General features: G+C 42.5%; 25 protein-coding genes and 1 tRNA gene. 11 read left to right on the top strand and 15 right to left on the bottom strand.

Translation table 11 applies throughout. The annotated features are described in order from the left end of the window. Positions 1–71 precede the first annotated feature (71 nt). Positions 72–1,106 carry a small ribosomal subunit biogenesis GTPase RsgA gene (rsgA, locus tag BUA59_RS15255; protein WP_072840556.1) on the top strand — a complete coding sequence of 345 codons (1,035 nt, stop codon included), beginning with the start codon at positions 72–74 and terminating at the stop codon, positions 1,104–1,106. On the opposite strand, the gene BUA59_RS15250 is transcribed toward rsgA, so the two are convergent. After that, positions 1,103–2,011, bottom strand: coding sequence for a flagellar motor protein MotB (locus BUA59_RS15250; RefSeq protein WP_072840555.1), 909 nt, complete (start codon positions 2,009–2,011; stop codon positions 1,103–1,105). The genes rsgA and BUA59_RS15250 overlap by 4 nt on opposite strands. A 36-nt stretch (positions 2,012–2,047) precedes the next feature. Then, positions 2,048–2,902, bottom strand: a complete 855-nt coding sequence (gene motA / locus BUA59_RS15245; protein WP_072840554.1) for a flagellar motor stator protein MotA — start codon at positions 2,900–2,902, stop codon at positions 2,048–2,050. 120 nt (positions 2,903–3,022) lie between these two features. Between motA and BUA59_RS15240 the strand changes: the two genes are divergently transcribed. Together BUA59_RS15240 and asd are read left to right on the top strand one after the other, a co-directional pair. Then, positions 3,023–4,501, top strand: coding sequence for an HDOD domain-containing protein (locus BUA59_RS15240; RefSeq protein WP_072840553.1), 1,479 nt, complete (start codon positions 3,023–3,025; stop codon positions 4,499–4,501). Between the two features lie 25 nt (positions 4,502–4,526). Further along, positions 4,527–5,387: an archaetidylserine decarboxylase gene (asd, locus tag BUA59_RS15235; protein WP_072840552.1), complete on the top strand. Its 861-nt coding sequence runs from the start codon at positions 4,527–4,529 to the stop codon at positions 5,385–5,387. A gap of 72 nt (positions 5,388–5,459) precedes the next feature. Here asd and secF read toward each other — a convergent pair whose 3' ends face one another. The 5 genes from secF to queA form a co-directional block, all read right to left on the bottom strand. Next, positions 5,460–6,374, bottom strand: coding sequence for a protein translocase subunit SecF (gene secF, locus BUA59_RS15230; protein ID WP_072840551.1), 915 nt, complete (start codon positions 6,372–6,374; stop codon positions 5,460–5,462). Positions 6,375–6,383: 9 nt separating this feature from the next. Continuing rightward, positions 6,384–8,234, bottom strand: coding sequence for a protein translocase subunit SecD (gene secD, locus BUA59_RS15225; protein ID WP_072840550.1), 1,851 nt, complete (start codon positions 8,232–8,234; stop codon positions 6,384–6,386). Positions 8,235–8,312: 78 nt separating this feature from the next. After that, the gene (gene yajC, locus BUA59_RS15220) at positions 8,313–8,639 is read right to left on the bottom strand and encodes a preprotein translocase subunit YajC (protein ID WP_072840549.1); all 327 of its coding nucleotides are present in this window, start codon (positions 8,637–8,639) and stop codon (positions 8,313–8,315) included. A 72-nt stretch (positions 8,640–8,711) separates the two neighbouring features. Further along, positions 8,712–9,830, bottom strand: a complete 1,119-nt coding sequence (tgt, locus tag BUA59_RS15215; protein WP_072840603.1) for a tRNA guanosine(34) transglycosylase Tgt — start codon at positions 9,828–9,830, stop codon at positions 8,712–8,714. Positions 9,831–9,862: 32 nt separating this feature from the next. After that, positions 9,863–10,924 carry a tRNA preQ1(34) S-adenosylmethionine ribosyltransferase-isomerase QueA gene (queA, locus tag BUA59_RS15210; RefSeq protein ID WP_072840548.1) on the bottom strand — a complete coding sequence of 354 codons (1,062 nt, stop codon included), beginning with the start codon at positions 10,922–10,924 and terminating at the stop codon, positions 9,863–9,865. A 158-nt stretch (positions 10,925–11,082) separates the two neighbouring features. On the opposite strand from queA, the gene BUA59_RS15205 reads away from it, so the two are divergent. Further along, positions 11,083–11,167 (top strand) — tRNA-Leu (locus BUA59_RS15205). A gap of 88 nt (positions 11,168–11,255) precedes the next feature. Beyond that, positions 11,256–11,453 carry a DUF2986 domain-containing protein gene (locus tag BUA59_RS15200; protein WP_072840547.1) on the top strand — a complete coding sequence of 66 codons (198 nt, stop codon included), beginning with the start codon at positions 11,256–11,258 and terminating at the stop codon, positions 11,451–11,453. On the opposite strand, the gene BUA59_RS15195 is transcribed toward BUA59_RS15200, so the two are convergent. Then, on the bottom strand, positions 11,450–12,265 hold the full coding sequence (locus BUA59_RS15195) for a helix-turn-helix domain-containing protein (RefSeq protein ID WP_072840546.1): 816 nt from the start codon (positions 12,263–12,265) through the stop codon (positions 11,450–11,452). The genes BUA59_RS15200 and BUA59_RS15195 overlap by 4 nt on opposite strands. A 236-nt stretch (positions 12,266–12,501) precedes the next feature. On the opposite strand from BUA59_RS15195, the gene BUA59_RS15190 reads away from it, so the two are divergent. The 3 genes from BUA59_RS15190 to BUA59_RS15180 are packed head-to-tail and all read left to right on the top strand — an operon-like array spanning position 12,502 to position 16,414. After that, positions 12,502–13,929 (top strand): alanine/glycine:cation symporter family protein, encoded by a 1,428-nt coding sequence (locus BUA59_RS15190; protein WP_072840545.1) that lies wholly within the window; start codon positions 12,502–12,504, stop codon positions 13,927–13,929. Positions 13,930–13,982: 53 nt separating this feature from the next. Beyond that, complete coding sequence (locus BUA59_RS15185; RefSeq protein WP_072840544.1) at positions 13,983–15,386, top strand: aspartate ammonia-lyase; 1,404 nt, start codon at positions 13,983–13,985, stop codon at positions 15,384–15,386. Further along, the gene (locus tag BUA59_RS15180) at positions 15,383–16,414 is read left to right on the top strand and encodes an asparaginase (protein WP_072840543.1); all 1,032 of its coding nucleotides are present in this window, start codon (positions 15,383–15,385) and stop codon (positions 16,412–16,414) included. Before BUA59_RS15185 ends, BUA59_RS15180 begins: the two co-directional genes overlap by 4 nt. Before the next feature lie 93 nt (positions 16,415–16,507). Here BUA59_RS15180 and BUA59_RS15175 read toward each other — a convergent pair whose 3' ends face one another. The 4 genes from BUA59_RS15175 to BUA59_RS15160 all read right to left on the bottom strand — a co-directional run bounded on the left by BUA59_RS15175 (position 16,508) and on the right by BUA59_RS15160 (position 19,461). After that, positions 16,508–16,861: a VOC family protein gene (locus BUA59_RS15175; protein ID WP_072840542.1), complete on the bottom strand. Its 354-nt coding sequence runs from the start codon at positions 16,859–16,861 to the stop codon at positions 16,508–16,510. Between the two features lie 7 nt (positions 16,862–16,868). Beyond that, positions 16,869–17,756 carry an EamA family transporter gene (locus BUA59_RS15170; protein WP_072840541.1) on the bottom strand — a complete coding sequence of 296 codons (888 nt, stop codon included), beginning with the start codon at positions 17,754–17,756 and terminating at the stop codon, positions 16,869–16,871. Positions 17,757–17,857: 101 nt separating this feature from the next. After that, the gene (locus BUA59_RS15165) at positions 17,858–18,916 is read right to left on the bottom strand and encodes an NAD(P)H-dependent flavin oxidoreductase (protein WP_072840540.1); all 1,059 of its coding nucleotides are present in this window, start codon (positions 18,914–18,916) and stop codon (positions 17,858–17,860) included. A gap of 29 nt (positions 18,917–18,945) precedes the next feature. Next, a complete protein-coding gene (locus BUA59_RS15160) occupies positions 18,946–19,461 on the bottom strand; it encodes an NADPH-dependent FMN reductase (RefSeq protein ID WP_072840539.1) in 516 nt (171 codons plus the stop codon). A 90-nt stretch (positions 19,462–19,551) separates the two neighbouring features. On the opposite strand from BUA59_RS15160, the gene BUA59_RS15155 reads away from it, so the two are divergent. After that, positions 19,552–19,992 carry a GtrA family protein gene (locus tag BUA59_RS15155; RefSeq protein WP_072840538.1) on the top strand — a complete coding sequence of 147 codons (441 nt, stop codon included), beginning with the start codon at positions 19,552–19,554 and terminating at the stop codon, positions 19,990–19,992. A gap of 22 nt (positions 19,993–20,014) precedes the next feature. Here BUA59_RS15155 and BUA59_RS15150 read toward each other — a convergent pair whose 3' ends face one another. The 3 genes from BUA59_RS15150 to BUA59_RS15140 form a co-directional block, all read right to left on the bottom strand. Then, positions 20,015–21,025, bottom strand: a complete 1,011-nt coding sequence (locus BUA59_RS15150) for a pirin family protein (protein ID WP_072840537.1) — start codon at positions 21,023–21,025, stop codon at positions 20,015–20,017. Between the two features lie 112 nt (positions 21,026–21,137). Next, positions 21,138–22,427: a sensor histidine kinase gene (locus BUA59_RS15145; protein ID WP_072840536.1), complete on the bottom strand. Its 1,290-nt coding sequence runs from the start codon at positions 22,425–22,427 to the stop codon at positions 21,138–21,140. Next, positions 22,424–23,104 (bottom strand): response regulator transcription factor, encoded by a 681-nt coding sequence (locus tag BUA59_RS15140; RefSeq protein WP_072840535.1) that lies wholly within the window; start codon positions 23,102–23,104, stop codon positions 22,424–22,426. The genes BUA59_RS15145 and BUA59_RS15140 overlap by 4 nt, the downstream gene beginning before the upstream one ends. Before the next feature lie 156 nt (positions 23,105–23,260). Between BUA59_RS15140 and BUA59_RS15135 the strand changes: the two genes are divergently transcribed. Continuing rightward, positions 23,261–24,286, top strand: a complete 1,026-nt coding sequence (locus tag BUA59_RS15135) for a glycosyltransferase family 2 protein (RefSeq protein ID WP_072840534.1) — start codon at positions 23,261–23,263, stop codon at positions 24,284–24,286. Next, complete coding sequence (locus tag BUA59_RS15130) at positions 24,286–25,716, top strand: ArnT family glycosyltransferase (RefSeq protein WP_072840533.1); 1,431 nt, start codon at positions 24,286–24,288, stop codon at positions 25,714–25,716. The genes BUA59_RS15135 and BUA59_RS15130 overlap by 1 nt, the downstream gene beginning before the upstream one ends. The last annotated feature ends 56 nt before the right edge of the window (positions 25,717–25,772 follow it).

Genomic DNA, 25,772 nt, shown 5'->3' with positions numbered 1-25,772 from the left:
CTTCCAAGTCCTTTATTATCAATGCCAAGCATTATACTCTATGCGCCTTACTTTATGACCAGACGAATCTAATGTCGAAGCGAAAACTTACTAAACAACAAACTTGGCGAATCGAAAGAATTCACAAAGAGCGCGTTGAACGCACTCAAAAACGAGGAGATGTCGCCGAAGAACTCCTTCAGTCATCCGACCTAGGACCTGAAACTGAAGGCATTATTATTTCTCACTTCGGCACACAAGTTGAAGTGGAGGGCACTCAAGAGCCTTTTATTGGCACCTCTACACGCTGCAATTTACGCGCCAATCTAGGCCAACTTGTAACTGGCGACAAGGTTGTCTGGCGCCCAAAACAAAATGAAGGTGGCGTCGTTGTTGCTACCACACCAAGACATACATCACTATCTCGTCCAGACATGCACGGCAGAATCAAACCTGTTGCCGCCAACATAGATCATATAATTGTTGTTATTGCCGCCGAGCCAGTTGCTCACGCCAATTTAATAGATCGCTACTTAGTTGCAGCAGAAACCGTTGGTATTCCACCGGTCATACTACTTAACAAATGCGACTTAATCGATGACAGCAACAAAGCAGATTTAGACAAGCTACTAAAAACCTATGAAGATTTGAATTACAAAATCATCAGGACATCTATCAAGAACCAAGCAGGGATGGAAGCGCTTTATGATTTCTTACAAGACAAAACAAGCGTTTTTGTTGGGCAATCAGGTGTAGGCAAATCATCCCTTATTGGGACACTACTACCCGATATAGACATCAGCGTTGGTGAGCTTTCACAGAAGCGCAAAAAAGGCGTACATACCACCACAACTGCTCGACTATTTCATATGCCGAAAGGCGGCGATCTTATTGATTCCCCAGGGATCCGAGAGTTTGGCTTGTGGCATATTTCGGAAGACGAACTTCTAAACGGTTTTATCGAGTTTCGACCGCATATTGGTTATTGTCGATTCCGCGATTGCGCTCATGAAAAAGAGCCGGGGTGCGCAATCCTAGAAGCCTTAGAAAAAGGTGAAATCACAGAACACCGCTTCCAAAGCTTCTTAAGGATCAAGCACTCAATACGAGAGAATCAAGCGTTCTAAAAAACCGTTTCAGGTGTTAACTTAAAATCAGATTGCTGGCCAGGATTACCAAAATTACTACGATTCTGGTCCAGCAATTTCTTATACGCATCATCCGTTAATAACGTAATACTGATACGCCTATTTTCTGCACTATCCGTATCAAATCGATTGTAAGGAATAGTATCAGACAAACCTATCACCTGAGCAATACGCTTATCCTCAACACCACCTTCTTCTAATATATGCCGCGCCGCATTAGCCCTTAGGGCAGATAAATCCCAATTATCAATTCGACCAGCCCCACCAAATTTAGATGAATCAGTATGGCCGGTGATAACAATTGGATTCGTCACTCTATTGAAGATTGGCGCCATACTAAGCAAAGTATTCTCAATATCAGGCATCATTCGAGCACTTCCACGCTCAAACATCGGCTTATTTGGATCATCTAACAGAGTAATCCGAACACCAAGTGGTGTGATCTCAATGCGCATATTTTTCTGCTGAGAGAGTAAAGTGTTCATTTTACTCATCTCCTCTCGCAGCATGTTATTAATGCTCTTAGACTCTGCAGAATCAGGACCATTCCCCAGAAGCTTATCTCTAGATTGCATATCAGTACTACCCGCTTCAGGTAACTGCAGATCTAATTTTTTCTCTGTACTCTTTGCTGGACTCCCCCCCAAATCTATAGGGTTCGCACTATATCCAGCCGTAGATGCACCCATAGGATCTTGAAAATACCCCTCGATACTTTTCAACTCTTCTGGAGAAGCGACACTCATAATCCACAAAACAAGAAAAAACGCCATCATCGCCAAGGCAAAATCAGCTAATGCTATTTTCCAAGCACCACCGTGATGACCGCCCTTTTTGATTTTCTTAACCCGACGAATTACTAACCCATTAGAACCTAGGGCCATCTAACACTCTCCTCAACTTAGCACGATGCACCCAGTCTAACGATATTGCTTAAGACCATCCGACAGCTCAATAAAACTTGGACGCATTTCCGGAGGAAGTAACTTTCGACCCGTCTCGACAGCTACAGGCGGCGCATAGCCAGACACAATGGAATTCAAGCATGCCTTAATACACAAATAGGCTTTCAATTCATGCATCCCCAAGCTCTCTAAGTGCGAAGCGGCAGGCCCAACAAAACCATAACCAAAAAAGATACCCAAGAATGTCCCCACCAAAGCGGCAGCTACATGAGCACCAATCTCTTCTAGCGGACCACCAATAGATCCCATGGTAATAACAATACCCAACACTGCAGCAACAATACCAAAACCTGGCAAACCTTCAGCTACCCGAGTTAGAGCATGACTTGGAGCAACCAATTCTTCTTGAATTTGCTCAATTTCATTATCCATGATGGCTTCTATTTCATAAGCAGGCAGACCCGTTAATGTGAAGATACGATAGTTATCTGTCAAAAAATCCACCACTTCATGGTCACGAACCACATCAGGGAAACGATTAAATAATTCACTAGTAAAAGGCGACTCAATATCGTCTTCGATGGACAAAAAACCCTCCTGACGGCTTTTCTGAAATAAACAATACATCAACCCTAGCAACTGCAAATAAAATTTCTTATTGTGCCGACTACCAGAAATAACTTGGGGCAACATAGTTAACACTTTTTTCTGCACAATAAATGGGTTCGCCACCATAAAAGCACCTAAAGCAGCACCACAAATAATGACTATTTCAAAAGGCTGCCATAACGCCAACAAATTCCCGTGGGATGCTAAATAGCCAAATACCACACTAACAATAACCACTAGCAAGCCAGCTAATGCAAACATATTCTCTTCCTTAATACCGACAAAGTATGCTCTTACCTCAATATACAGTATGATTAATGAGATCAAAAATATAAGAGCATTTAAAAACTACCTACAACCGAGTCACTAATGTAACCAGCTATGATAGACAAGTCACCTTCTGGCCTAAATGAATGGCTACATTTTCTTAAAAATAAAAAATTTCCTGTTAGAGCAGTTAATTTAGCTCGCCTAAAAACTCAAATTAAAAGAACAGAAGACACTCTTGATGGAATGCAAGCAAATATAGCCTCAGACCCACTGCTAGCTTTCGCTATTCTAAATGAAGCAAATCGCATCATACCGAATAAAAACAATGAAATAAAAACGCCTTTTCATGCTGCTGCCATGGTGGGAATGAACGGCATTGCAAAACTACTTTCACACTTTGCCCCCTACGAGCCCAACACCCAAAAAAAACCTCCACATTTAGTCGCCTTTTTAAGCGAGATACAAACCAGCTATGAAGCAGCTACCATTGCCAGACACTGGTCAATTGAAAAACTAACCAGCCAAGAAGATGATATTTTCTGGATAACGCTATTTCGAGATTCTGCAAGGTGGCTATTGTGGTTCTATGCCTACCCAACCATGGCAGCCCTAAAGCAAAGAATACAGCAAGGCGAAAAAGCCAGCCAAGCCGAGCTAAACATTTTGGGGTGTCGCATAGATGAGCTCACCGTCCATCTATGCAACCATTGGCACACACCAAACAAAGTCATAGAATCATTTTTAACCAAGCACATACCGAACGCAAAGGAGCTACAAGCACTGGCACATCTAGCAAACCATCCAGACGAGCTACCTGGTTTCACCGAAGATAAAAGACTGACCATTTTAGTAAATAATCCACTTATTTTTTCGTACTGCGCAAACAAGGTAGCCCATGAAGCCAGCCTAATGCGATGGGACTCCAAAAACCTGCCATTTTTCTATCGCGTTGTTGCCACGGTAATGCACAAGCGACTGAGCGACATCATCAAAACAGCACACTTCGCAAGCACTGAAGCTGCAACTTTATTTAACAACGGCGGAAAAATCCCACTTGCGCAACAATTACTTGATCCTGATTTATATTTAGGAAAAACAAGATCAAAACCTAAAACATCTTTATCCCCTATTGCAGCACTCAAAAAAGCACTCAAGCAAAATAAAGAATACGACACAAAACAAAAAACAGGACTTGCTCTAAAAGCCATCAAGCAAGCTATACCAAATGCACAACACAGCATTATTTTTAAACACTCAAATAACAAAACCGCCCCCATGTACCAATTTGGCTACAATATAGATGTCATCAAAGCCATCCAATGGAGCGCACCATCAAGCGTGTTTAAAAAATTGTCCGACAAGCGCTCTGCCATTCACATATTTGGTCAAAAACTTGATAATTTACTAAAAGATTTACCACACACATCTGATCAAATAATTGACGCAAATAGCCACCTTATTCTGGCATCAACACAAACCTCAAAAGATGAAACAGCGATATTCTGGTTAGAAACCCGCACCGAATTCAACGAAATAGATTATAAAAACCTAAAACAGATCGTGTCTTTAATCAGCCACAACATACTATAAATTCACAAATATCAGGATAAATAACGTGACTAAAGATCAACTTTTTGCATTTGCTCAACACATCACCCCGCAAAAAACACTGTCTCGCGCTATTGGAAAAATAGCCGAATGCGAAAACAACTGGGTTAAAAACACATTTATTGGCCAATTTGTAAAAAAATACCAAGTAGATATGTCTGAGGCGATCAATAATGACCCACTATCTTACCGTAACTTTAACGATTTTTTTACCCGAGCCATTCGCCCAGAGCTACGCCCAATCTGCGATGAAGATAACGGCATCGCCTGTCCTGCTGACGGCGCAATCAGCCAACTTGGCAAAATAGAGCACGGCACAATCCTACAAGCAAAAGGACACCACTATAGCCTAACAAGCCTTTTGGGTGGCGACGCCTCTCTATCAAATCAATTTCTTGGCGGCTCTTTTGCGACCGTTTACCTATCTCCAAAAGATTACCATCGAGTCCACATGCCACTGACTGGCAAACTGACAAAAATGATTCACATCCCAGGCAGGCTATTCTCAGTCAACAAAGTGACAGCAGAGCAAATACCTAGCGTCTTCGCACGCAATGAACGTACAGTATGCCTATTTGACACAGAAGCAGGCCCAATGGCCGTTATATTAGTGGGGGCTATGATAGTTGCCAGCATAGAAACAGTATGGGCTGGACAAGTAACGCCATTCAATAAGAACGTCGTTACTTGGGACTACAAAGAACTAAATAACATTGAAATCAAAAAAGGCGAAGAAATGGGACGATTCAAACTAGGATCAACAGCTATCGTTTTATTTGGAAAAAATGCCGTTAATTGGGAGGAATCTCTGCAAGCAGAAACCCCAACAAAAATGGGCATGCATTTTGGCAAAATTGCCGATAAATAACTATCACAAAAGAAAACACATAAAAAAGCCTGCTCGAAGCAGGCTTTTTTATGTGTAAAATAAACTCACCACCTAAGGCAGATCGTCTTCCAATTCCGCCTTTGGCGCGGGGATTAAATCCTCTCGCTTAACATCCATCGCTAGTAGCAAATTTGCTGCCACGAAGATAGAAGAATAAGTACCAATCACAATCCCTACCAACAACGCCATAGAGAAATTGTGAATAGCTTCGCCGCCCATAACAAACAAAACAACCAACACAAACAACGTTGTTAATGATGTTATCAAAGTACGATCAAGCGTCTGATTGATAGAATCATTCACCAAATCATAGGGCTTCGTATCGCGCATAATACGGAAATTCTCACGAATTCGGTCACACACCACTATCGTATCGTTCAGAGAGTAACCGACCACAGCAAGCAACGCTGCCAGTACTGTAAGATCAAACTCTACCTCGAAGATAGAAAAGAACCCTAACGTGATAATTACGTCGTGAATCAAAGCCGCAACGGATGCCACAGAGAACTTAAACTGGAAACGCACAGCTACGTAAATCATCACAATGGCCAAGGCAAGCAACATACCCAGACCACCCTGCTCACGTAATTCCTCACCTACTTGCGCACCCACAAACTCAGAGCGCTGTAGAGATACATCAGTCGTCCCATTATTTTGAAGTGTAGATAACACTTCATCACCAAGGGTCGCTGTGTAGGAATTTGCCATACGAACCACAACATCAGTTGGCGAACCAAAGTTCTGCACAACGACATCAGAGTACCCATTCTCACCTAGCAGCGCACGTACATCATCTAACTGTGGTGCCTCTTTATAAGACACCTCAATCAATGTACCACCAGTAAAATCCAACCCAAACTGTAGTCCCTTTGTTGCCAAAGAGCCAAGAGAGATGAGTATCAGCGTAAGCGAAAAGACAGCTACGATCTTACGCATTGCCATAAACGGAATATTTGTCACTTTCATGGCGTTCTCCTAAATGTACAGTTTCTTGTTTTTACGACCACCATACACAAGATTAACCTGTGCACGAGTTACAACGATTGCCGTAAACATAGAAGTAAGAATACCCAGCGACAATGTCACTGCGAAACCTTTAACAGGCCCAGTTCCTACCGCGAACAAAATCACAGCAACCAACAAAGTGGTGATATTGGCATCAAAAATAGTCGTAAATGCGCGGTTAAAACCAGAGTGAATCGCTTGCTGATTCGGCACTCCACTTGCTAATTCCTCTTTTATCCTCGAGAAAATCAACACGTTTGCATCCACAGCCATCCCCATCGTCAATACAATACCAGCTATACCTGGCAAGGTAAGCGTAGCGGAAAGCAAAGACATACACGCCATCAGCAACACAATATTTAATGCTAACGAGATATTGGCAAAAAGACCAAACACCTTGTAATAAAGCAGCATAAACACCATAACAACCAACAAACCAATTTGGGCAGAATCAACACCTAATTTAATGTTCTCTGCACCCAAACTAGGCCCAATGGTACGCTCTTCAACAAAGTAAATTGGCGCAGCTAAAGCACCGGCACGCAACAACAAAGCCAACTCAGAAGACTCACGAGGACTATCTAGCCCAGTAATACGAAATGAATTACCCAGCGTCGTTTGAATCGTCGCTAAAGAAATGATGCTTTTTTCGCTGTAACTTCTACGCACTTCTTCCATTTTGCCATCTTTTTCGACAAAACGACTGCGAGACTTATGCTCAATAAAGACAACCCCCATGTTACGACCTACAGCAGAACGAGTGACTTTACTCATCTGCTTACCGCCTTTAGCATCCAAACTAATGTTTACCTGTGGGCGACCATTTTCATCAAAAGAGGAACTTGCATCAGAAACACTATCACCAGTAATAATAAGATCACGCTCTAAACGAGCAGTACGACCACTACCATCACGGAAAGTTAAAGTTTCAACATCACTACCATTGCTATCCAAACCTGCTTCCAAATGGAACTCAAGGTTGGCCGTTGCACCGATAATACGTTTCGCTGCAGCTGTATCCTGAACGCCAGGTAACTCAACAACAATACGATTACTACCTTGACGCTGCACTAAAGGCTCAGCTACACCCAGTTCGTTTACACGATTTCGTAATGTCGTTAAGTTTTGCTTTAGCGCATAAGATTCGATTTCTTTCTTAGCCGCTTCAGTAAAACTCACATCTAGGTAAAAATCACTGCCATCTTGACGAGTCGCATAACGGTATTCAGAAAAGTCTTTCTTTAACAAGGTTTCAGCTGAAGCCAAATCAGGCTGCTGTAAAAAGCGAATCGAAAGCACACCATCTTCAATGTCAACACTGCGATAACGCACTCGATCTTTTCGCAAGACTGCTTTCATTTCACTTGAGCTAACTTCAAGCTTTTGCTTTAACGCTGCAGGCGTATCAACTTCCAGTAAGAAGTGAACACCTCCACGCAAATCAAGACCAAGCTTAGCAGGCCCAGCACCTAAAGAAGACAGCCATTCAGGCGTCGTAGGAACAAGGTTAAGCGCTGTTACATAGTCATCACCCAATGCTGCCGCTACAACCGGCTTAGCAGCAAGTTGGTCCTCACCGCTATTAAAGCGTAAGGTACCGCCAGCAGAGGTAAGCTCTGCTTCTTTTAAATCTATATTCGCTTTTGAAAGCGCACTTTTCGCTTTTTGCAGAGCCTGCTCATCAACAACAGCAGTCGCTTTTTGGGTAGATAGTTGTAGCGCTGGATCATCCGGATAAAGGTTTGGGAAGGCATACAGTAGCCCCAAAGCCAAAACAAGAAGAATTAGCAAATACTTCCACAAGGGATACTTGTTAAGCATGAAAATTCCTTTACACCTAAAAAATTAAATGGATCGATAAAGAAGAAAAGCGCCTAGGAAGGCGCTTTTCAAAGAAGGTTAAATTGACTTTAACGTTCCCTTAGGCAAAACAGCAGCAACTGAAGACTTTTGAAACTTCATTTCGATGCCTTCAGATACTTCAAGTACTACATAGTTATCGTCTACTTTAGACACTTTACCTAGTACACCACCGCCAGTTACTACCTCAGTACCTTTCGCTAGAGATGCAATCAAGTTTTTATGCTCTTTTGCACGTTTCGCTTGTGGGCGCCACATAAGGAAGTAAAAAATGACAACGAAGCCTGCAAGAAGCACTAGGTTAAAAATACCTGTATCTGCTGCTGCGCCGCCTTCAGCGTAAGCTGGTGAGATCAATGCGATCATGGTGTTAACTCTCCAATGGTTTATGAAACTGTTGCGAACCCTTTTGTAAAGGAATTTGCATAATTTTGTTTATTATTCACTCAAAGCTGGCGTTTCTAGGCCTCGCTTTGCATAAAACTCATCAACAAAGGCGTCAAATCTACCTTCATCGAGCGCCTGACGCAATCCCGCCATGAGTGTTTGGTAATATCGTAGGTTATGAATTGTATTTAATTGCGCCCCTACCATTTCTTGACACTTATCCAAATGATGTAAATAAGACCGAGAAAAGTTTTTACAAGTGTAACAATCACATTCTTTATCTAATGGGCCAACATCGTGACGATATTGAGCATTACGAATACGAACTACACCATCTGAAGTAAACAGATGACCATTGCGCGCATTACGCGTTGGCATAACGCAATCGAACATATCAACACCACGACGAACACCTTCAACCAAATCCTCTGGTTTGCCGACGCCCATCAAATAGCGAGGTTTATCTTCAGGCATTTTTGGCGTGGTGTGATCTAACACCTTCATCATTTCGTCTTTAGGCTCACCAACTGACAATCCGCCAATCGCATAACCATCAAAACCAATATCCACCAGCCCCTCTAGAGACTCATCTCGAAGGTTTTCATACATACTGCCTTGGATAATGCCAAATAACGCAGATGGACTGTCACCGTGCTCATCCTTCGAGCGTTGCGCCCAACGCAAACTCATACGCATGGACTTAGCGGCCACTTCTGGCGTCGCTGGATAAGGCGTACATTCGTCGAAAATCATCACAATATCAGAGCCAAGATCGCGTTGAACTTGCATGGAGATTTCAGGACTTAAAAACACCTTCGAACCATTAATTGGCGAACGAAAGCTAACGCCTTCTTCGGTAATTTTGCGCATTTCGCCAAGCGAAAACACTTGAAAACCGCCAGAGTCTGTTAAGATTGGCTTTTTCCATTGAGTGAAATCATGCAAATCACCATGTGCTTTCACAACATCTGTTCCCGGACGCAACCAAAGATGGAAAGTGTTTCCCAAAATGATATCAGCACCAATTTCTTCAATATCTTTGGTCAACATACCCTTCACCGTACCGTAAGTACCAACAGGCATAAAAGCTGGCGTTTCAACTTTTCCACGCGGAAACGTCAAGGTAGCACGACGCGCCTTTCCTGACGTAGTGTGAAGTTCAAAATCCATAAAACATTCTGGACGCTTATCAGACATACGTCTTATTCCTCACCTTGCGGGCCTTTAGCCTGCGCATTTCGTGTAATAAACATGGCATCACCATAACTAAAAAATCGATATTTCTGCTCAACTGCTTTTTTATAAGCGGCCATCACATGGTCATAACCCGCAAAAGCGCTAATTAGCATAATCAGTGTTGACTCTGGCAAATGAAAATTCGTCACCAAAGCATCCACTGTTTTAAATTCGTAACCTGGGTAAATAAAAATACTGGTGTCGTCCTGCATCGGCGCTATTTCCCCACTCTGGCTTGCCGACTCAAGACTACGAACACTGGTCGTACCAACAGCGATAACTCGTCCGCCACGGGCCTTAGCAGCTTTAACTTGCTCAACTACGCTGGGTTCAACTTCTACGTATTCGGCGTGCATAATGTGGTCTTTTACATTTTCGACCTTCATTGGCTGAAATGTTCCAGCACCAACATGTAGGGTAACAAATGCTATCTCAACGCCTTTTGCCTGTAGCTTTTCAAGTAAAACTTCATCAAAATGCAAACCAGCAGTCGGTGCCGCAACAGCACCGGGCTTTTGATTATAAACCGTCTGATAACGTTCTTGATCACTGTCTTCATCAGGACGCTCAATATAAGGCGGCAACGGCATATGACCAGCACGCGTCAAGACATCCAACACAGGCTCATTAAAAACAAGGTGGAACAACGCACCTGAACGACCAACCATAGTCGCTTCAATCTGCTCACCTTTATCTTGCCCCAAAATCAGCTTGCTGTTTTCTTTTGGCGACTTACTTGCACGAACATGAGCCAGCGCTTCATTCGTATTAATAACTCGCTCAACCAGTACCTCAACTTTCCCGCCAGATTCCTTTTGACCAAATACCCGCGCAGGAATAACTCGAGTGTTGTTAAACACCATCAAGTCACCGGGTTGAACCAAATCCAACACATCTGGAAATTGACGATGAACCACGTCACCGCTAGGACCATCAAGATGCAACAACCGACTGGCTGTTCTATCAGGCATAGGGTAATTAGCGATCAGTGAATCAGGTAAATCAAAGTGATAATCGGAAACGAGCATGAAAAGAAAGCTACCTAGAAAAAACGACCCAGCATTCTAGCGAAAATCCTCTCAAAAAGGTACTTCCAAGCCACTACTTGTTAAAAAGATAAAAAATAATACGTATAGCCGTTGACTTATCTTATAAATACTCTAGAATACGCCTCACCTTTTTCAAGGCCAGTGTGGTGGAATTGGTAGACACGACGGATTCAAAATCCGTTGCCTTCGGGTGTGGCGGTTCGAGTCCGCCTACTGGTACCAACATAAAAAGCCCTGATCATTGATCAGGGCTTTTTTTTCGTTCCTTGAATGCTATTCTGGGACAACAGCGTCATTTTAGGAACAAAACATGAATCGCCGCAAAAAAATCAAAGACATTTATGATAAGCGTATGAAGCAAGCTAACTTAAAGGTTAACCCTAAAAAGGCTAAGCCTAAGTACATTTCTAAAGCTGAGCGCGCAAAAATGGAAGCAGAAGCTGCTGCAAATCCAAGCACGGATGTTGACGCAGAAGCCTCTGAAACAAGCGAAACAAAAGACGCTTAAAATCTCGCTCTAAAATGCCAGTCACCTTCTTTCATATCATTTTTGATTGACTGGCAAATATCCTCATCTATCAGATCACTGTCTACGTCATACAATCCACATTGAGCAACTGCACGCTTTTTATTGATATTCAAACCTAAGTACTCATAGACAACTCGAGCGCAACATGGTGCTCTTTCACCACTTCCTGATACACCTAAACGCAATCCAGTTAATCGCTCGACACGATTTTGAAAAGAAGGATAAAGAATCGTCTGCGTCATCTCAACATGAGTCTGACGTTCATAATCAATTAAAAATAATCGATCCGATAAGAGCTGCACCACACCATTATAAATACCATGAAAAGATTTTTTTAAATTACGAGGATTCAGACGCTCAGTACGCTGATAGTAAGTTTTGTCACCTTGAGACTCTATATGAACCAAGGTGCGTAAAATTTTTCCTGGGCACGCCATGGAAAGATAATATTCAAAGTAATAACCAGAGTACTTAGCTAAACCATGCTGTCCAGATTGATTCAGCTGATTAAATTGCTGCTGCTCAGGCGTAAGACTTTTTACGTCCTCACTCTGACGAATAGGTCGTGCTTGAACCAATTTAACAAATTGGTCGTGTGGCAACGCCATCTCACTAGGCTCAACACCAAAAAACTCTCCTATACGACGCCGCGTACTACTACTCGGCACCGTCGTCCCATTTAGGTAACGATTAAATTGAGCACGATTGATATTTAGTCGACGACATACATCCGCCACCGATTTGTAGTAACTGCATAACAACTGCAGATTATCAGCAAAATGCTGCACCATGATTATTCCCACTCAATCGATACCAAAATCTACTCACCCAACAACTCAGCAGTGTAATAAATAATCTCACCAAAAACACGCTAAATATGATGCTAGTTGACGCTATAGAAGCATCAAATAGCACCAAATAGCGCCTTTTTACGAACTGCCTTTCCTACTAATTTTTCGTTCCAATGAGCTTCTTAGCACTACCAAATAAAACTAAATAATAAATCTAAAAAAGTAGGAGTTCCCCCATGCTATCTCTTCTCACCGACTTGCTTTGGAGCAAGGTTCTTATCGCCGTATTAATCGGCATTGGTATCTGGTTTACCATTGCAACCCGTTTTGTACAATTTCGCTATTTCGGCAATATGTTCGGTATTCTTACCGCAAAACATCATGAAGCTGATGGCAAACATTTAAGCTCATTCCAAGCTTTAATTTTATCTGTAGCGGGCCGTGTCGGCGGCGGTAATATTGCTGGTGTTGCGGTTGCGATTACGATTGGCGGCCCAGGTGCAATTTTCTGGATGTGGGTTGTTGGCCTAATGGGCATGGCAACCAGCTTTGTCGAATGTATGCTAGCACAAACCTATAAAGCTTCAGAAAAAGACGGTACTTTCCGTGGCGGCCCAGCATTTTATATTGAACGCGGTCTAGGTAAAAATTGGAAATGGTTATCCGTACTGTATTCAATCTTACTATTAGCCACTTTCGGTATCGCCTTCACGACCTTGCAATCTTATTCTGTCGCTACCTCATTAGAAGACGCATTTGGCATCCAGCCTTACTACAGCGGCATCGGCATGGCACTAATTGTTGGCCTGATTATTTTTGGCGGCGTTAAACGTATTGCGCAAGTAGCTGAAATACTAGTCCCTATTATGGCTGGCGGCTATTTGTTAATTGCTCTTATCGTTCTTGCGATGAACCTAAGCGCGGTTCCAGATACTTTGATTATGATAGTTAAAAGCGCGTTCGGCTTAGAGCCAGCATTTGGCGGTGGTATTGGTGCCGCTATATTAATGGGTGTAAAACGCGGCCTATTCTCTAACGAAGCGGGTCTTGGTAGCGCACCAAACGTTGCAGCGGTTGCTTATATTCCACACCCAGCGAACCAAGGTATCGTTCAAGCCTTCTCTGTATTTATCGACACAATCGTATTATGTACTTGTACTGCACTGATTATCCTTCTTGGTAGCGCTTATGATCCAAGCAGCACTGAAACTGTTCAAGGCGTAGCTCTAACTCAAGCATCATTGGCAACTCACATGGGCGATTATGGCCGTATGTTCGTCAGTATTGCTCTGCTGCTATTTGGTTTTAGTACCATCTTGTACAACTACTACTTAGGCGAAAACAGCGTTAGCTACCTAACTAAATCAGACAATCATGGCTTCTACATGAATGCCTTCCGCGTCATCATCATTTGCCTTTGCTGCACGGGTGCTATCCTTGATCTAGGAACAGTGTTCGCCTTTGCAGATTTGAGCATGGGTCTATTGGCGCTCGTTAACTTATTTGCTCTAGCTCTGTTGTTTAAAGTTGCTAAACGCGTTATGAAAGACTTTGATGATCAGCGCAAAAAAGGTAATAAAGTGCCAACGTTTGAAGCAAACCGTTTCGCCGATTTGGATCTAGACCAAGAGTCTTGGCCAAATAACGAAAATAACCACCAATAAACCAACTTAAATTACGCCTCATCGTGATCCGGTGAGGCGTCAGGAAGAACATCATGAATACTCGCTCTGAATACGATTTACTTGGCAATATGGACGTTCCCGCTGACGCGTTGTATGGTATACAGACATTGCGTGCAGCTCAAAACTTCTCGATTACTGGCGTTCCTATTTCTCACTTTCCTGAATTGATTAAAGCCTTGGCAATGGTAAAAGCGGCTGCAGCTCGAACCAACCAAGATATGAAACTACTAACAACTGAAAAAGCCGATGCCATTGTCTATGCCTGCCAAGATTTGATCCAAGGTCAATATCACGATCAATTCATTGTTGATGTAATTCAAGGTGGTGCAGGCACTTCAACCAACATGAACGCCAACGAAGTTATTGCCAACATCGCACTAATGAAATTAGGGCATGAGAAAGGCGAATACAAGTTCCTACACCCAAACGATGACGTAAACCGCTCACAATCCACCAACGACGCTTACCCAACGGCAGCATGCTTGGGCATTCAGTTTGCAGCCGACAACTTTGTACCAAGCCTTGCATCACTAAAAGAAGCATTAGAAGCCAAAGCTCGTGAATTCGCGCACATCGTAAAAATGGGACGTACGCAGCTTCAAGACGCAGTACCAATGACATTAGGCCAAGAGTTTGATGCCTTTGCTGTTACCCTTGGTGAAGATATCGACCGCATCAGTGAAGCCTGCGCACTACTTTGCGAAGTAAACCTTGGCGGTACTGCAATCGGTACTGGCATCAATACACCTGAAGGTTATGCCAAACTAGTAGTAGAAAAACTAGCAACTATTTCAACAAAACCACTCGTACCTGCCAGCAACTTAGTCGAAGCAACATCAGACATGGGTGCGTTTGTATTTTTCTCCGGCATTTTGAAGCGTCTTGCTATTAAACTAAGCAAGATGAGCAACGACTTGCGCTTGCTATCTAGTGGACCTCGTACAGGTTTAGGCGAAATAAACCTACCACCAATGCAGCCAGGCTCATCCATTATGCCAGGTAAGGTAAACCCTGTTATTCCTGAAGCGATGAACCAAACTGCGTATCAAGTCATCGCGTCTGATCTTGCTGTAACTCTAGCGGCTGAAGCGGGTCAATTACAGTTGAACGCCATGGAACCTATGATCATTTATAACGTACTAAATTCGTTAAAAATGCTTAAAGAAGCCTGCCAAATGCTGGAAACTCGCTGCATACGCGGCATCACTGCCAATGAAGCCGTGTGCGCTGGTCACGTTGAAAACAGTATCGGTATCATTACTGCGCTGGTTCCGCATATTGGTTACGCTAATGCATCTCGAATTGCTAACACCGCACTGCACACTGGCAACACAGTAAAAGCCTTGGTAATTGAAGAAAACCTGCTAACGGAAGAGCAGGTGAATATTTTGCTAAGCCCACAATCCATGCTTTCCCCTAGCAAGGTTGTAATATGAGCGCAAAAGTACTCATCTTGTATACAGGTGGTACCATAGGCATGATTCAAACAGAGCAGGGCTTAGCCCCTGCTTCTGGTTTGCAAGAGCGTATAGAAATGGCGTTAGGGATGAGCATAAACACTCTTCCCTCTTTTGAAGTGCTGGAAATTTCACCTTTAATTGACAGCGCCAATATAACGCCAAAGCACTGGACCAAACTAGTGTCTATTCTTGCAACTCATTGGCAAGACTATGATGGCTTTGTGATTCTTCATGGTACGGACACCATGGCGTACACTGCCTCAGCCTTGTCTTTCATGCTAGGCGCCTGCACTAAAAACATCATTCTAACAGGCTCTCAAATTCCGTTAGGGATGAACCGAAGTGATGCCACTTCAAATTTACAAGCTGCCCTATCATTGGCAATTTCTCATAGGATAGCAGACGTAAGCTTGGTTTTTGATGGCAAACTAATGCGCGGCAATCGCATCCAAAAAATTAGCAGCGGTCGATTTGAAGCCTTCCATACCCCAAATGACGATTTGTTAGGTGAATTAGCGATTGGCATGCAGCTTTATCCAAATCGCATGATTAAAAGTAATGACGAGAGCGTAACAACATTACTTGAAAACAATATTGTCAGCTTTAAAACTGGTGCGGTTGGAGTGGTTACACTGCACCCTAGTCAACCGGTTGCCATTTATTTAAGCCTCTTGGACGACGATAACTGCAAGGCAATTGTTCTGCTAACTTATGGTGCAGGTAATGTACCAGATCAAAACCCAGCGTTTTTATCATTCTTAACAGAAGCTATGCTACGCAAGAAAAACATTGTAAATCTGACTCAATGCCTACACGGCGGAGTGTCCCAGGGCGCGTATGCAGCGGGATCTATCTTATCCTCTATGAACGTTTTGAGTGGTAGAGACATGACCCTAGAAGCAGCCTTCTGCAAGCTCCATTGGCTCATTGCTACAGGCGAAAGCTATTACGGCATACTAGAAAAATGGAACACTAATTATTGTGGCGAGTTTACTCTCCAATAACGATGACTAGAGGAAACAAATAGGCAGACACAATAACCGGACAGAGTTTGTTTTTGAATTCAGTCCGGTTATGTTTATTTGCAGATTAAAACGTTAAGCAGGCTCACTCCACACCGCCCATTCGTTACCACACGGATCTAGAAAGTGAAAACGACGACCACCAGGGAAGTCAAAAATTACTTGTTCAATCGTTCCACCCGCCGCTTGTACTTTTTCAAATACGACTTCAAGTTCATTACTATACAGAATAATCAACGCCGCGCCATTTTGTGGTCTTGAACAAAAATTCGCTTGAAAAAAGCCTCCATCTAATCCTGCATTTTCAAACGCTGAATATTCTGGGCCGTAATCTCTAAACCCCCAACCAAACACTTGACTAAAAAAGGCTTTATTTAACGCCAAATCACGCGCTGGTAATTCAACATAATTGATCTTATTGGATTCCATGTATCCCTCACTTAATCGTCGATGTCACTACTAAGATAACGCTGATCACAATCATTGCGCCACCAATCCATTGCTGCGTCGTCATTTTTTCAGAAAAACGAACTTTTGAATAATACAAGGTTCCGATTATTTCAATCTGCCCTAACGTTTTCACCAAAGCTGGATTAACCAAAGCAAAACCAGTAAACCAACCAATTGACCCTAGAGAACTTAAGACACCTACCTTACAACTTAACGCAAATTCATGCCTAAACGGAGCTAAAATATCTTTGCTTTTATAAATCTGAATGCCACACAAAATAATAGATTGCAAAGCTAAAACATACCAAAGCGTGACGCCTGCACTAGTAATGAGAGAACCAGATAAAGAATGACTGGCGATAGACGATGTTACCGAGGTAATAGCAAAACACAAACCACTAGCAAGCCCAAGTAAAAGAGATACGTCCTTGTGCGCTTGTCTAATATTGTTCCACTTAACACTCATTACAATAGCTCCTAGCACACCAAAAGCAATGCCAAACCACGCACCCATTGTCAAAGTATAATGCAGCAGAGGCAAACCAATTAACGCAGCCAAAACCGCTTCTGTTTTAGACAACAAGGTTCCCAATGCGAAACTACCAGCCTGAAAGGCTCGCAACATAAAATACGTCGCCATAATCTGAGTAATGGCACAAATGCTTGCCGCGACGACAAAAACTAGATTTTTTTCGACAGATACCCAACCAAATAGCTGCCAACAAATAACAAGATACACACTAACTAATGGCAAGCCATATAAAGAACGCGACATAGTGGCATGTAAAAACCCAGTTTCACGAGCCAGAGTATTTTGATACGCCGTTCGAACCGACTGACAACCTGCTGCAAACAGAGTAATAAAGATCCACATGCCAACGCCTTATCTCACAAATTTGAAAGCGTTAGCATGAGGTTAAGACATGTATTTGTAAAAGGAATAAAACTTATATTTTGGATTCCATATAGGAATAATTAGGAAACAATTCGACAGGCCTCAGCGAATTGTTTGGTCAAATCAAAAGCGGATATTTCTTGGCAACCTGACACATTCTGCCCACTCCACAAAGAAGAAAAATCATCCAAATTCTGCTTCTCTGCCAAATTTTTCAATTGCGCCATTTCCATTGATGCATAAGGAAAATCTGGCACACTGGAATTCATATAGCCAAGATCTTTCATAATACGATTAGCAATACCTCGTGCAGGTCGCCCAGTAAAAACATTGGTTAAAGCCGTATGATGGGCTCTTTGACTTTTTAACGCAGCACGATGAAGTTGAGATGTTTTAGCTTCGTGACACAACAAATAAGAAGTCCCTATTTGTACTACTGACGCACCCAGAGACAAAGCGCAGTCAATACTGCGAGTATCACAAATACCACCTGCTGCAATCACAGGGACACTTACTCGATCGACAATTTGAGGCAATAGTGAAAACAAACCAATTTGAGTAGAAACATCTTTCGACAGAAACATCCCTCGATGCCCTCCCGCCTCAAGACCTTGCGCAATGATGCCATCCACGCCATTTTCTTCTAACCAAACCGCCTCTTCAAGTGTTGTCGCAGAAGACAGTACCTTAGTTCCCCAACTTTTAACCCGTGCAAGCAACTTAGCGTCAGGCAAACCAAAGTGAAAACTAATAACGGGGGGAGCAAAGTCTTCTATCACATCGGCAATATCATGACTGAAAGGCATTCGGGTTGCGGCTTTTATGGTCGCATCATATTGACCTGAAAGCTCATCAAAATACGGTTTCAACAACACTCGCCATTGTTGATGCTTTATTTCATTGTATTCTGAAGTGTCATGACAGAAAAAATTCAGATTATACGGTTTATTCGTCGAGGCTTTAATTAAGGAAACCTGATGAGCAATATCATCCACGCTTAGCATAGCGCATGGCAAAGAACCTAAACCACCCGCTTCCGACACCGCAATAGCCAAAGCGCTGTCTTGAACACCTGCCATAGGTGCCTGAATAATCGGATAGTCCATCCCCAACCAATCACATAAAAGAAATTGTTTCATCTGGCCTCCTTATACTTAAAACTAAAAGCTTAAAACTTAGCAACAATATCCGACAAGGCTTGCTTAATGGCAGCGTCAACAACCTCACCGTCTTTCATTACATTATAGAAGTTAGGCACACTCAGGCTACCAACAATATTGCCTTTGAAAAACGGCATGCTGTTAACAGTTTGTGCAAGCACACTACTTGCACCACCAGGTCCTGGAGATGTTGAAAGCACAGCAATTGGCTTATCTTGATAAACGGCTTTTTCAATACGAGATGCCCAATCAAAGATATTTTTATAAGCAGCAGAATAAGAACCATTGTGCTCAGCAAAAGATGCAACGATTACATCTGTTTGAGCAATAGCATCTACAAATGCTTGTGCTTGAGCTGGAACACCTGATTCTTTCTCAAAGTCTTCACTGAAAAGCGGCATTTCGAAATCATTAAGATCAAGAAGTGTCACTTCCGCGCCTTCTACAAGGTTTGCTGTATAACCGGCCAAAGCCTTGTTAATAGACTGGCGGCTTGAACTAGCACCAAATGCAAGTATTTTCATTTTCGGTCCTTTTATTTCGTTAAGATTAAAAATTTCTTCAAGAGAAATAGTTTCATATTTTTTTGATGTTCAGCTGCTTAGAATGCCACCATGAACTTAATTTTCAAACATACTTTTGTACGCTTTGCTATCGTCGGTGGTGCTGGCTTTCTAGTCGACCTTGCCAGTATGCTGCTGCTTTCCATTTGGTTGCCGCATCTTGTTGCTCGTGGTTTCGCATTTTGGGTCGCAGCCAGCTCGAACTGGTGGTGGAATCGCACTATTACTTTTACTGACCCCAAACAAGAAAAAACAAGCAACAGCAAAAAGGCTGCTGCTCTGCAATGGATGCAATTTCTCGGCAGCTCTGTTATTGCCTTTGTGCCTAATTGGGGTTGCTATCTAATATTAATGTCTCAACCACCAGCAACATCCAATTCTACACTGACTCTTTTATGGCCTTATTTAGCCATGATACCCGGCATATTAATTGGCATGATGCTCAATTATGTTTTCTCACGCTATTGGGTGTTTTCTCCCGCTAAGCTTTAATCAGCCGTGCTTGTCAATTCAATCAAGCCTTGGCTTGCTCAGCGCTATATTCAGCAAATCGCCCTTTCGATTTATCATGCACTTGATCATGGCGCGGCCAAGGCCAACCACCAAATTGTGTACGTTGATAATCTTGAAACGCTTGCTGTAGCTCTGCACGTGTATTCATAACAAAAGGACCATGTTGCTCAACATGCTCACCGATTGGGCGGCCTTGCAACAACAAGAATCTGGCTTTTTTGCCCTGATTACGCAATACCAAAGCGGAATCACTTTTCAAGACAAAAGCTTCATTAATAGACGCATTTGCACCATCTAACGTGACCTTCTCACCTTCAAAAAAGTACAAAGTACGGCTCAAATTAGCTACCGCTGCAGGCAAGTTCCATTCACCGTTTTCTGGCAAATCAATCAACCAAATAGCAACATCGTTTTTACTATCCGCCGCCCATGAATTAGGCGGACAAGGTGAAGGATCAACATTTTGAAACGTGCCAGCAACCACCTTAACTTGAGTTTCCAGACCTTCACTGTCGGCAACCTTTACCACTGGCGTATCTTCATTCCAAAGCATGGTGAAATGCGGTGGCACCATTTTATTCTTGCTTGGCAAATTTAACCAAATTTGAAAAAGTTCTAATGGATTAACATCTTCTTCATTCAACAAAGGGAACATTTCGGAATGCTGAACGCCTTCACCTGCCGTCATCCACTGAGTATCACCCTCCCCATAACGGCCAGCCGCACCAATAGAATCGGCATGATCAACAAAGCCTTTGTTCACAATGGTTACCGTTTCAAACCCGCGATGCGGATGAGCAGGAAACCCAGGAATACTTTTACCGTGATACATACGCCAACCATCAATACCGCCAAAGTCTTGCCCCAATGGACGATTATTTAGCGGTGCATCAGGCCCCATAGATGCGTTTGCTTTTGGGTAAGTATCATTATGGAAAGCACAAAATAAAAAAGGATCAAATGTAGGCCAGAACATTTGCAGAGGAATTCGTTTTAAAATTGACGAGCTCATTATGTTTCTCCATCAAGAAATAGTGTAACTGATGCACACATCATAACATCTATAAACTTGATTGTTTTATGCTTATATTGGTTCCAATCTATCTATTTTTTAAATGCATAGATCATTGAGAACATTGTGTATCACTTGGAAAAACGACTGTAGCAGTGCACCCTAGCGCACCATTATCAGCTGAACAGTTATCCGCCAAAGAGAACGAACAATGATACTTGGCGCAAATATCGCGCACTATCATCAACCCCAAACCATAACTTTCGCCGCCCGGTTTGCCGCTCAAACCACAACCTGTATCGACAATAGATAATTCATTATCTGATATCACTAGATTCACATAGCCCTCTTCAGTACAGGCCATGGCATTTTTCAGTAAATTCCCCACTAAAATATGAAAAGTAGGAATAGGTAATTTAGTAATAATTTGACCATTTTCAACAATATCAACCGCAACAGATTTACCTGTGAGATACCCCAAATGCGTCTGTCGAATGTCTTCATATTCACTTGTCTGCACAACACGCGAAGCAATAGCAGCCAAATCTTCATCTCGAGTTAGAGACAACAGAGTCGTAATGTAATCTTCCATCTCTTGACAGGCTTGAACCATGCGCACTCGTTGACGTTCTAAAAATTCCTTCGAGTCAGATTTACCAAGCAGCGTTGTCGCGCCCTTCATGACCATTAGAGGTGTACGTAGCTCATGACTCGCATAACGGTTGAATGCTCTCTCTCGCTGAATCAACTCTCGAATTTGATTTTGGTAGCTATTTAACCTATCAACTAAATGGCGAATTTCTCTTGTCGCCGCCCCTTCTGGCAACTCAATAGCAGACAAATTGGCAGGCGTTCTTTCGCCAAGACTTTTAGAAAGTTGGGCAAGCGGTTTGGTTAAGCGATCAGAGATTCGCATGACCACCCACAAACTGACGATCAACAACAACAGAGACAACACAAGTTGAGTACTCTGTGTTTCAAACATCTGGGCTTCAGAGATTTCATAAATCTCATCGTAATGAATCACATAAATATCTTTCAACTCGCCATTTAGCATCACTCTAGAATGCATAGAAAACATTTCTAACGTCGTATCTGATTCTTTGTCTAATTCATAAGGCTTATCGTCTTTGGCGTTGGCGGCAAGAACCACACCAGATGGTAAGTTTTCTTTACCCACGTACACTTCGGAAAAAGGCGGCACAGAAACATGTGTTAAATCAGTGCCATTTAATAAAGAAACAGCCGTATTTTTATCTTTTAACATGCGATTTTCTGCATAAATCATTTCTATGTTTTCGATCATTGAGGTAAACATAGAAAAGTGAAACGCTATAATCGCGAACGCTACGATTGAGAAATAAGTGAAGGTTAGCTGTTTCGCAGTTTTAATTTGTTTCATTCATCACCTTCAGCAACAAGACGATAACCCACCTTAGATACGGTTCTTAAATAAGCATGCTCAAAAGGTCGATCAATCAAACTGCGTAATTGATAAATATGACTACGCAGCACTTTGCTATCTGGTTCTTCATCACCCCATAAGGCATCGCAGATTTCATCTTTTGACACCACATCAGGGGCTTTTTGAATAAGACATTTTAAAATCGTGTATTGAGAAGGATTTAAAGAATATCGGCCACCTTCACGCTGCAACACTCGTGTATTCATATCCAAAGACAAATTACCAAAAGTCAACGTACGGTTGGCGACACTGCCTTTTCGTCTTCTTACCAGAGCTTGCAATCGAGAATCAAGAATTTCCAAATCAAAAGGCTTCACTAAATAATCGTCAGCAAAATGGGCAAAACCAGTCAATATATCGTCTTTGGTATCGCGCGCTGTCAGCATTAATATAGGCGTATCAATACCGGCTTCTCGCAATGATTTACATACCGTTAGTCCGTCCATTTTAGGCAACATTACATCTAAAATAATGGCATCATAATGTTCGGCTTTTGCTAATTCATAACCTTGCAAACCATTATTCGCGTAATCTAGCACATAGTTTTTGATTTCAAAGTAATCAAAAATCACACCGGCAATATCTTTATGGTCTTCCACTAACAGTAATTTCATATTCGTCTCAATTATCAAAAAATGCTGTAAAAAAAGAGTGGGCTAATAAAGCCGAATTGTCACATAAAAGCGTGAAAAAAAAGTGAATCACCTTTTTGCGACACCACTGTTATTAGGATGTACTCATGAACTTTTTTCCGTTTCAGGAGAACGCCAATGAGCGCCATTCCATATAGACAATACGCGAACTTTGAATCCGCGGCAAAGGAGCCTACAGTAAAGGCGCAGCCTCTCGTATCAGTAATCATTCCATTCCTAAATGAAGCGGATGTATTGGCAGTTTGCCATCGACGTGTCTGTGAAGCGCTTTCTAAACTCCAACAGTATTGTGAAATCATCTACATCGATGATGGCAGTAATGACAACAGCTGGAAAATGGTGAGTCAGTTCAAACACCCCTTACATCAAATACGCAGCTTAAGATTAAGCAGAAATTTCGGTAAAGAAGCCGCGATGAGCGCAGGCATGAAAGCAGCCTCAGGCCGCTGTGTCATTCTACTTGATGCGGATTTACAAGATCCACCAGAATACATTCCCGATATGGTACAAGCGTGGCAAGATGGCGCACAAGTCGTCGAAATGCAACGCCGCGAGCGCCATGGAGAGAGCTGGGTAAAACGCACCACCGCACATTGCTTCTATCGTTTTATGTCCAAAATAAGCAATCACCCAATTACCGAAAACGTCGGTGATTTTCGTTTGATGGATCAAAAAGTCGTAAACGTTATTAACACTTTGCCAGAAAGGACCCGCTTTATGAAAGGTTTACTTGCTTGGCCTGGTTTTACTCGTAAAGTCCTCACCTTTGACCGCGACCCTCGTTTGGCCGGTGACACCAAGTGGAATTACCCAAAACTCATTCATTTGGCATTGGAAGGCATTACCTCATTCAGCACCAAACCATTACGCTGGGCGACTATGGCAGGATTAACCACATCGGCTATCGCCTTTATTATGGCTCTGATTATTTTCACCAAAACCATCGTTTGGGGTGATCCAGTTGCAGGTTATCCATCGACAATACTCGTCGTTTTATTTTTAGGTGGTATTCAGCTTTTATCCATTGGTGTACTAGGCGAGTACGTTGGACGGTTGTTTATTGAGTCCAAACAACGACCGTTGTATGTACTCATGGAAGACGCTATGACAAAACCCACGTTCAAATACTCGGACTCTGAATAATGCAACAACCGACCTACTCATTACCCTCGGCCAAATTACTGCTGATACTATTAATTAGCTGTTTGGCATTGCGTTTTATTTCTTTATCTCTTTATCCGTTAATGGACACCACCGAAGCACGTTATGGCGAAATGGCACGCATCATGTTTGAAACTGGCAACTGGATCACGCCGATGTTTGACTACAATGTGCCATTTTGGGGAAAACCGCCAATTTTCACTTGGTTAAGTAGTCTTGGATTTAGCCTATTTGGCGTCAATGAATTTGCCGCACGAGTACCACACCTGATTGTTGGATTAGCAGTTATTTGGTTAGTTTACAAGTTGGCAAAAGACCACTTTCAATCTTCAGTAATGGGCATTTTTTCTGCCAGCATATTAGCCTCTACCGTCTCGTTTATCGTATTAAGTGGCGCGGTAATGACTGATACGGCCCTCACCTTTTCTATCGCCCTGAGCATGATTAGCTTTTGGCAAGCTTGGAGTAATAAAGGCAAGATCTGGGGTTATTTATTCTTTATCGGTTTAGCATTAGGCATGTTATCAAAAGGCCCATTGGCGATTGTATTGATTGGCATAAGTTTAACTATTTGGTTGACTCCTAATGGCCGCTGGAAAAGACTATGGAACATTCTACCTTGGGGATATGGCACATTACTTTTTCTCGTTATTACTGTGCCTTGGTACGCCATTGCTGAATATAAAACGCCAGGTTTTCTAGATTACTTCATCGTCGGTGAACACATAAAGCGTTTCATTGTCAGCGGCTGGCAAGGGGATTTGTATGGCAGCGCACACGAAAGAACTCGCGGCACTATTTGGGTTTACGCGTTAGCTTCTATGCTACCTTGGAGTCCCCTTATTATATGGCAATGGATTCGCTCTATAAGAGACGACAAAGATGTTGAAGAAAGCTCAGATGGTTTCGGCACTTTCTTATTATTCTGGATGTTGTCACCGATGATTCTATTCAGTTTTTCCGGCAACATTTTAGCGAGCTACGTGATGCCGGCATTGCCAGCAATGGCGCTGTTATTAGCGCATCTTCATAAGCAAAGACCGTTACAAAACTGGCTCTACAAAGTCGGATTCATAACGCCATTTTTACTTATCGCTCTAATCAGCGTATTGCATTTTGATTTAATACCAAACCGCTCTGAAAACAAAATACTTGCCGTTTGGAAACAACAGCCAGAAGCTACGCAAAGCGATTTATTTTATCTGCATAAGCGCCCGTTCTCTGGTCAATACTATTCATCTGGTAAAGCGAAACAGCGCTCAACAGATTTAAGCTCTTGGTTACCAGCACAAAACAAGCCGTTTTTCATCGTGCAATCTAATAATGATCATATTGTGTATTCAAATTGGTTATGTGAGGAAAGAAACACAACAGGAAAAGAAGATCTTATGTATTGCGAAAACAAACCATAACTTTGATTTCTACTTTACTAAACGTGTTTTAGAGCAAGACATAAACAAAGGAGCCG

It is taken from the genome of Marinomonas polaris DSM 16579 (assembly GCF_900129155.1).
In the GTDB taxonomy this organism is placed as follows: Bacteria; Pseudomonadota; Gammaproteobacteria; order Pseudomonadales; family Marinomonadaceae; genus Marinomonas; species Marinomonas polaris.
This window is presented reverse-complemented; position numbering and strand designations above follow the sequence as displayed.

Excerpts from the sequence above, each read along its gene's own strand:
- rsgA (WP_072840556.1), top strand. The coding sequence starts at position 72 with ATGTCGAAGCGAAAACTTACTAAACAACAAACTTGGCGAATCGAAAGA.
- BUA59_RS15250 (WP_072840555.1), bottom strand. The coding sequence starts at position 2,011 with ATGGCCCTAGGTTCTAATGGGTTAGTAATTCGTCGGGTTAAGAAAATC.
- motA (WP_072840554.1), bottom strand. The coding sequence starts at position 2,902 with ATGTTTGCATTAGCTGGCTTGCTAGTGGTTATTGTTAGTGTGGTATTT.
- BUA59_RS15240 (WP_072840553.1), top strand. The coding sequence starts at position 3,023 with ATGATAGACAAGTCACCTTCTGGCCTAAATGAATGGCTACATTTTCTT.
- secF (WP_072840551.1), bottom strand. The coding sequence starts at position 6,374 with ATGAAAGTGACAAATATTCCGTTTATGGCAATGCGTAAGATCGTAGCT.
- secD (WP_072840550.1), bottom strand. The coding sequence starts at position 8,234 with ATGCTTAACAAGTATCCCTTGTGGAAGTATTTGCTAATTCTTCTTGTT.
- yajC (WP_072840549.1), bottom strand. The coding sequence starts at position 8,639 with ATGATCGCATTGATCTCACCAGCTTACGCTGAAGGCGGCGCAGCAGCA.
- tgt (WP_072840603.1), bottom strand. The coding sequence starts at position 9,830 with ATGGATTTTGAACTTCACACTACGTCAGGAAAGGCGCGTCGTGCTACC.
- queA (WP_072840548.1), bottom strand. The coding sequence starts at position 10,924 with ATGCTCGTTTCCGATTATCACTTTGATTTACCTGATTCACTGATCGCT.
- BUA59_RS15200 (WP_072840547.1), top strand. The coding sequence starts at position 11,256 with ATGAATCGCCGCAAAAAAATCAAAGACATTTATGATAAGCGTATGAAG.
- BUA59_RS15195 (WP_072840546.1), bottom strand. The coding sequence starts at position 12,265 with ATGGTGCAGCATTTTGCTGATAATCTGCAGTTGTTATGCAGTTACTAC.
- BUA59_RS15190 (WP_072840545.1), top strand. The coding sequence starts at position 12,502 with ATGCTATCTCTTCTCACCGACTTGCTTTGGAGCAAGGTTCTTATCGCC.
- BUA59_RS15185 (WP_072840544.1), top strand. The coding sequence starts at position 13,983 with ATGAATACTCGCTCTGAATACGATTTACTTGGCAATATGGACGTTCCC.
- BUA59_RS15180 (WP_072840543.1), top strand. The coding sequence starts at position 15,383 with ATGAGCGCAAAAGTACTCATCTTGTATACAGGTGGTACCATAGGCATG.
- BUA59_RS15175 (WP_072840542.1), bottom strand. The coding sequence starts at position 16,861 with ATGGAATCCAATAAGATCAATTATGTTGAATTACCAGCGCGTGATTTG.
- BUA59_RS15170 (WP_072840541.1), bottom strand. The coding sequence starts at position 17,756 with ATGTGGATCTTTATTACTCTGTTTGCAGCAGGTTGTCAGTCGGTTCGA.
- BUA59_RS15165 (WP_072840540.1), bottom strand. The coding sequence starts at position 18,916 with ATGAAACAATTTCTTTTATGTGATTGGTTGGGGATGGACTATCCGATT.
- BUA59_RS15160 (WP_072840539.1), bottom strand. The coding sequence starts at position 19,461 with ATGAAAATACTTGCATTTGGTGCTAGTTCAAGCCGCCAGTCTATTAAC.
- BUA59_RS15155 (WP_072840538.1), top strand. The coding sequence starts at position 19,552 with ATGAACTTAATTTTCAAACATACTTTTGTACGCTTTGCTATCGTCGGT.
- BUA59_RS15150 (WP_072840537.1), bottom strand. The coding sequence starts at position 21,025 with ATGAGCTCGTCAATTTTAAAACGAATTCCTCTGCAAATGTTCTGGCCT.
- BUA59_RS15145 (WP_072840536.1), bottom strand. The coding sequence starts at position 22,427 with ATGAAACAAATTAAAACTGCGAAACAGCTAACCTTCACTTATTTCTCA.
- BUA59_RS15140 (WP_072840535.1), bottom strand. The coding sequence starts at position 23,104 with ATGAAATTACTGTTAGTGGAAGACCATAAAGATATTGCCGGTGTGATT.
- BUA59_RS15135 (WP_072840534.1), top strand. The coding sequence starts at position 23,261 with ATGAGCGCCATTCCATATAGACAATACGCGAACTTTGAATCCGCGGCA.
- BUA59_RS15130 (WP_072840533.1), top strand. The coding sequence starts at position 24,286 with ATGCAACAACCGACCTACTCATTACCCTCGGCCAAATTACTGCTGATA.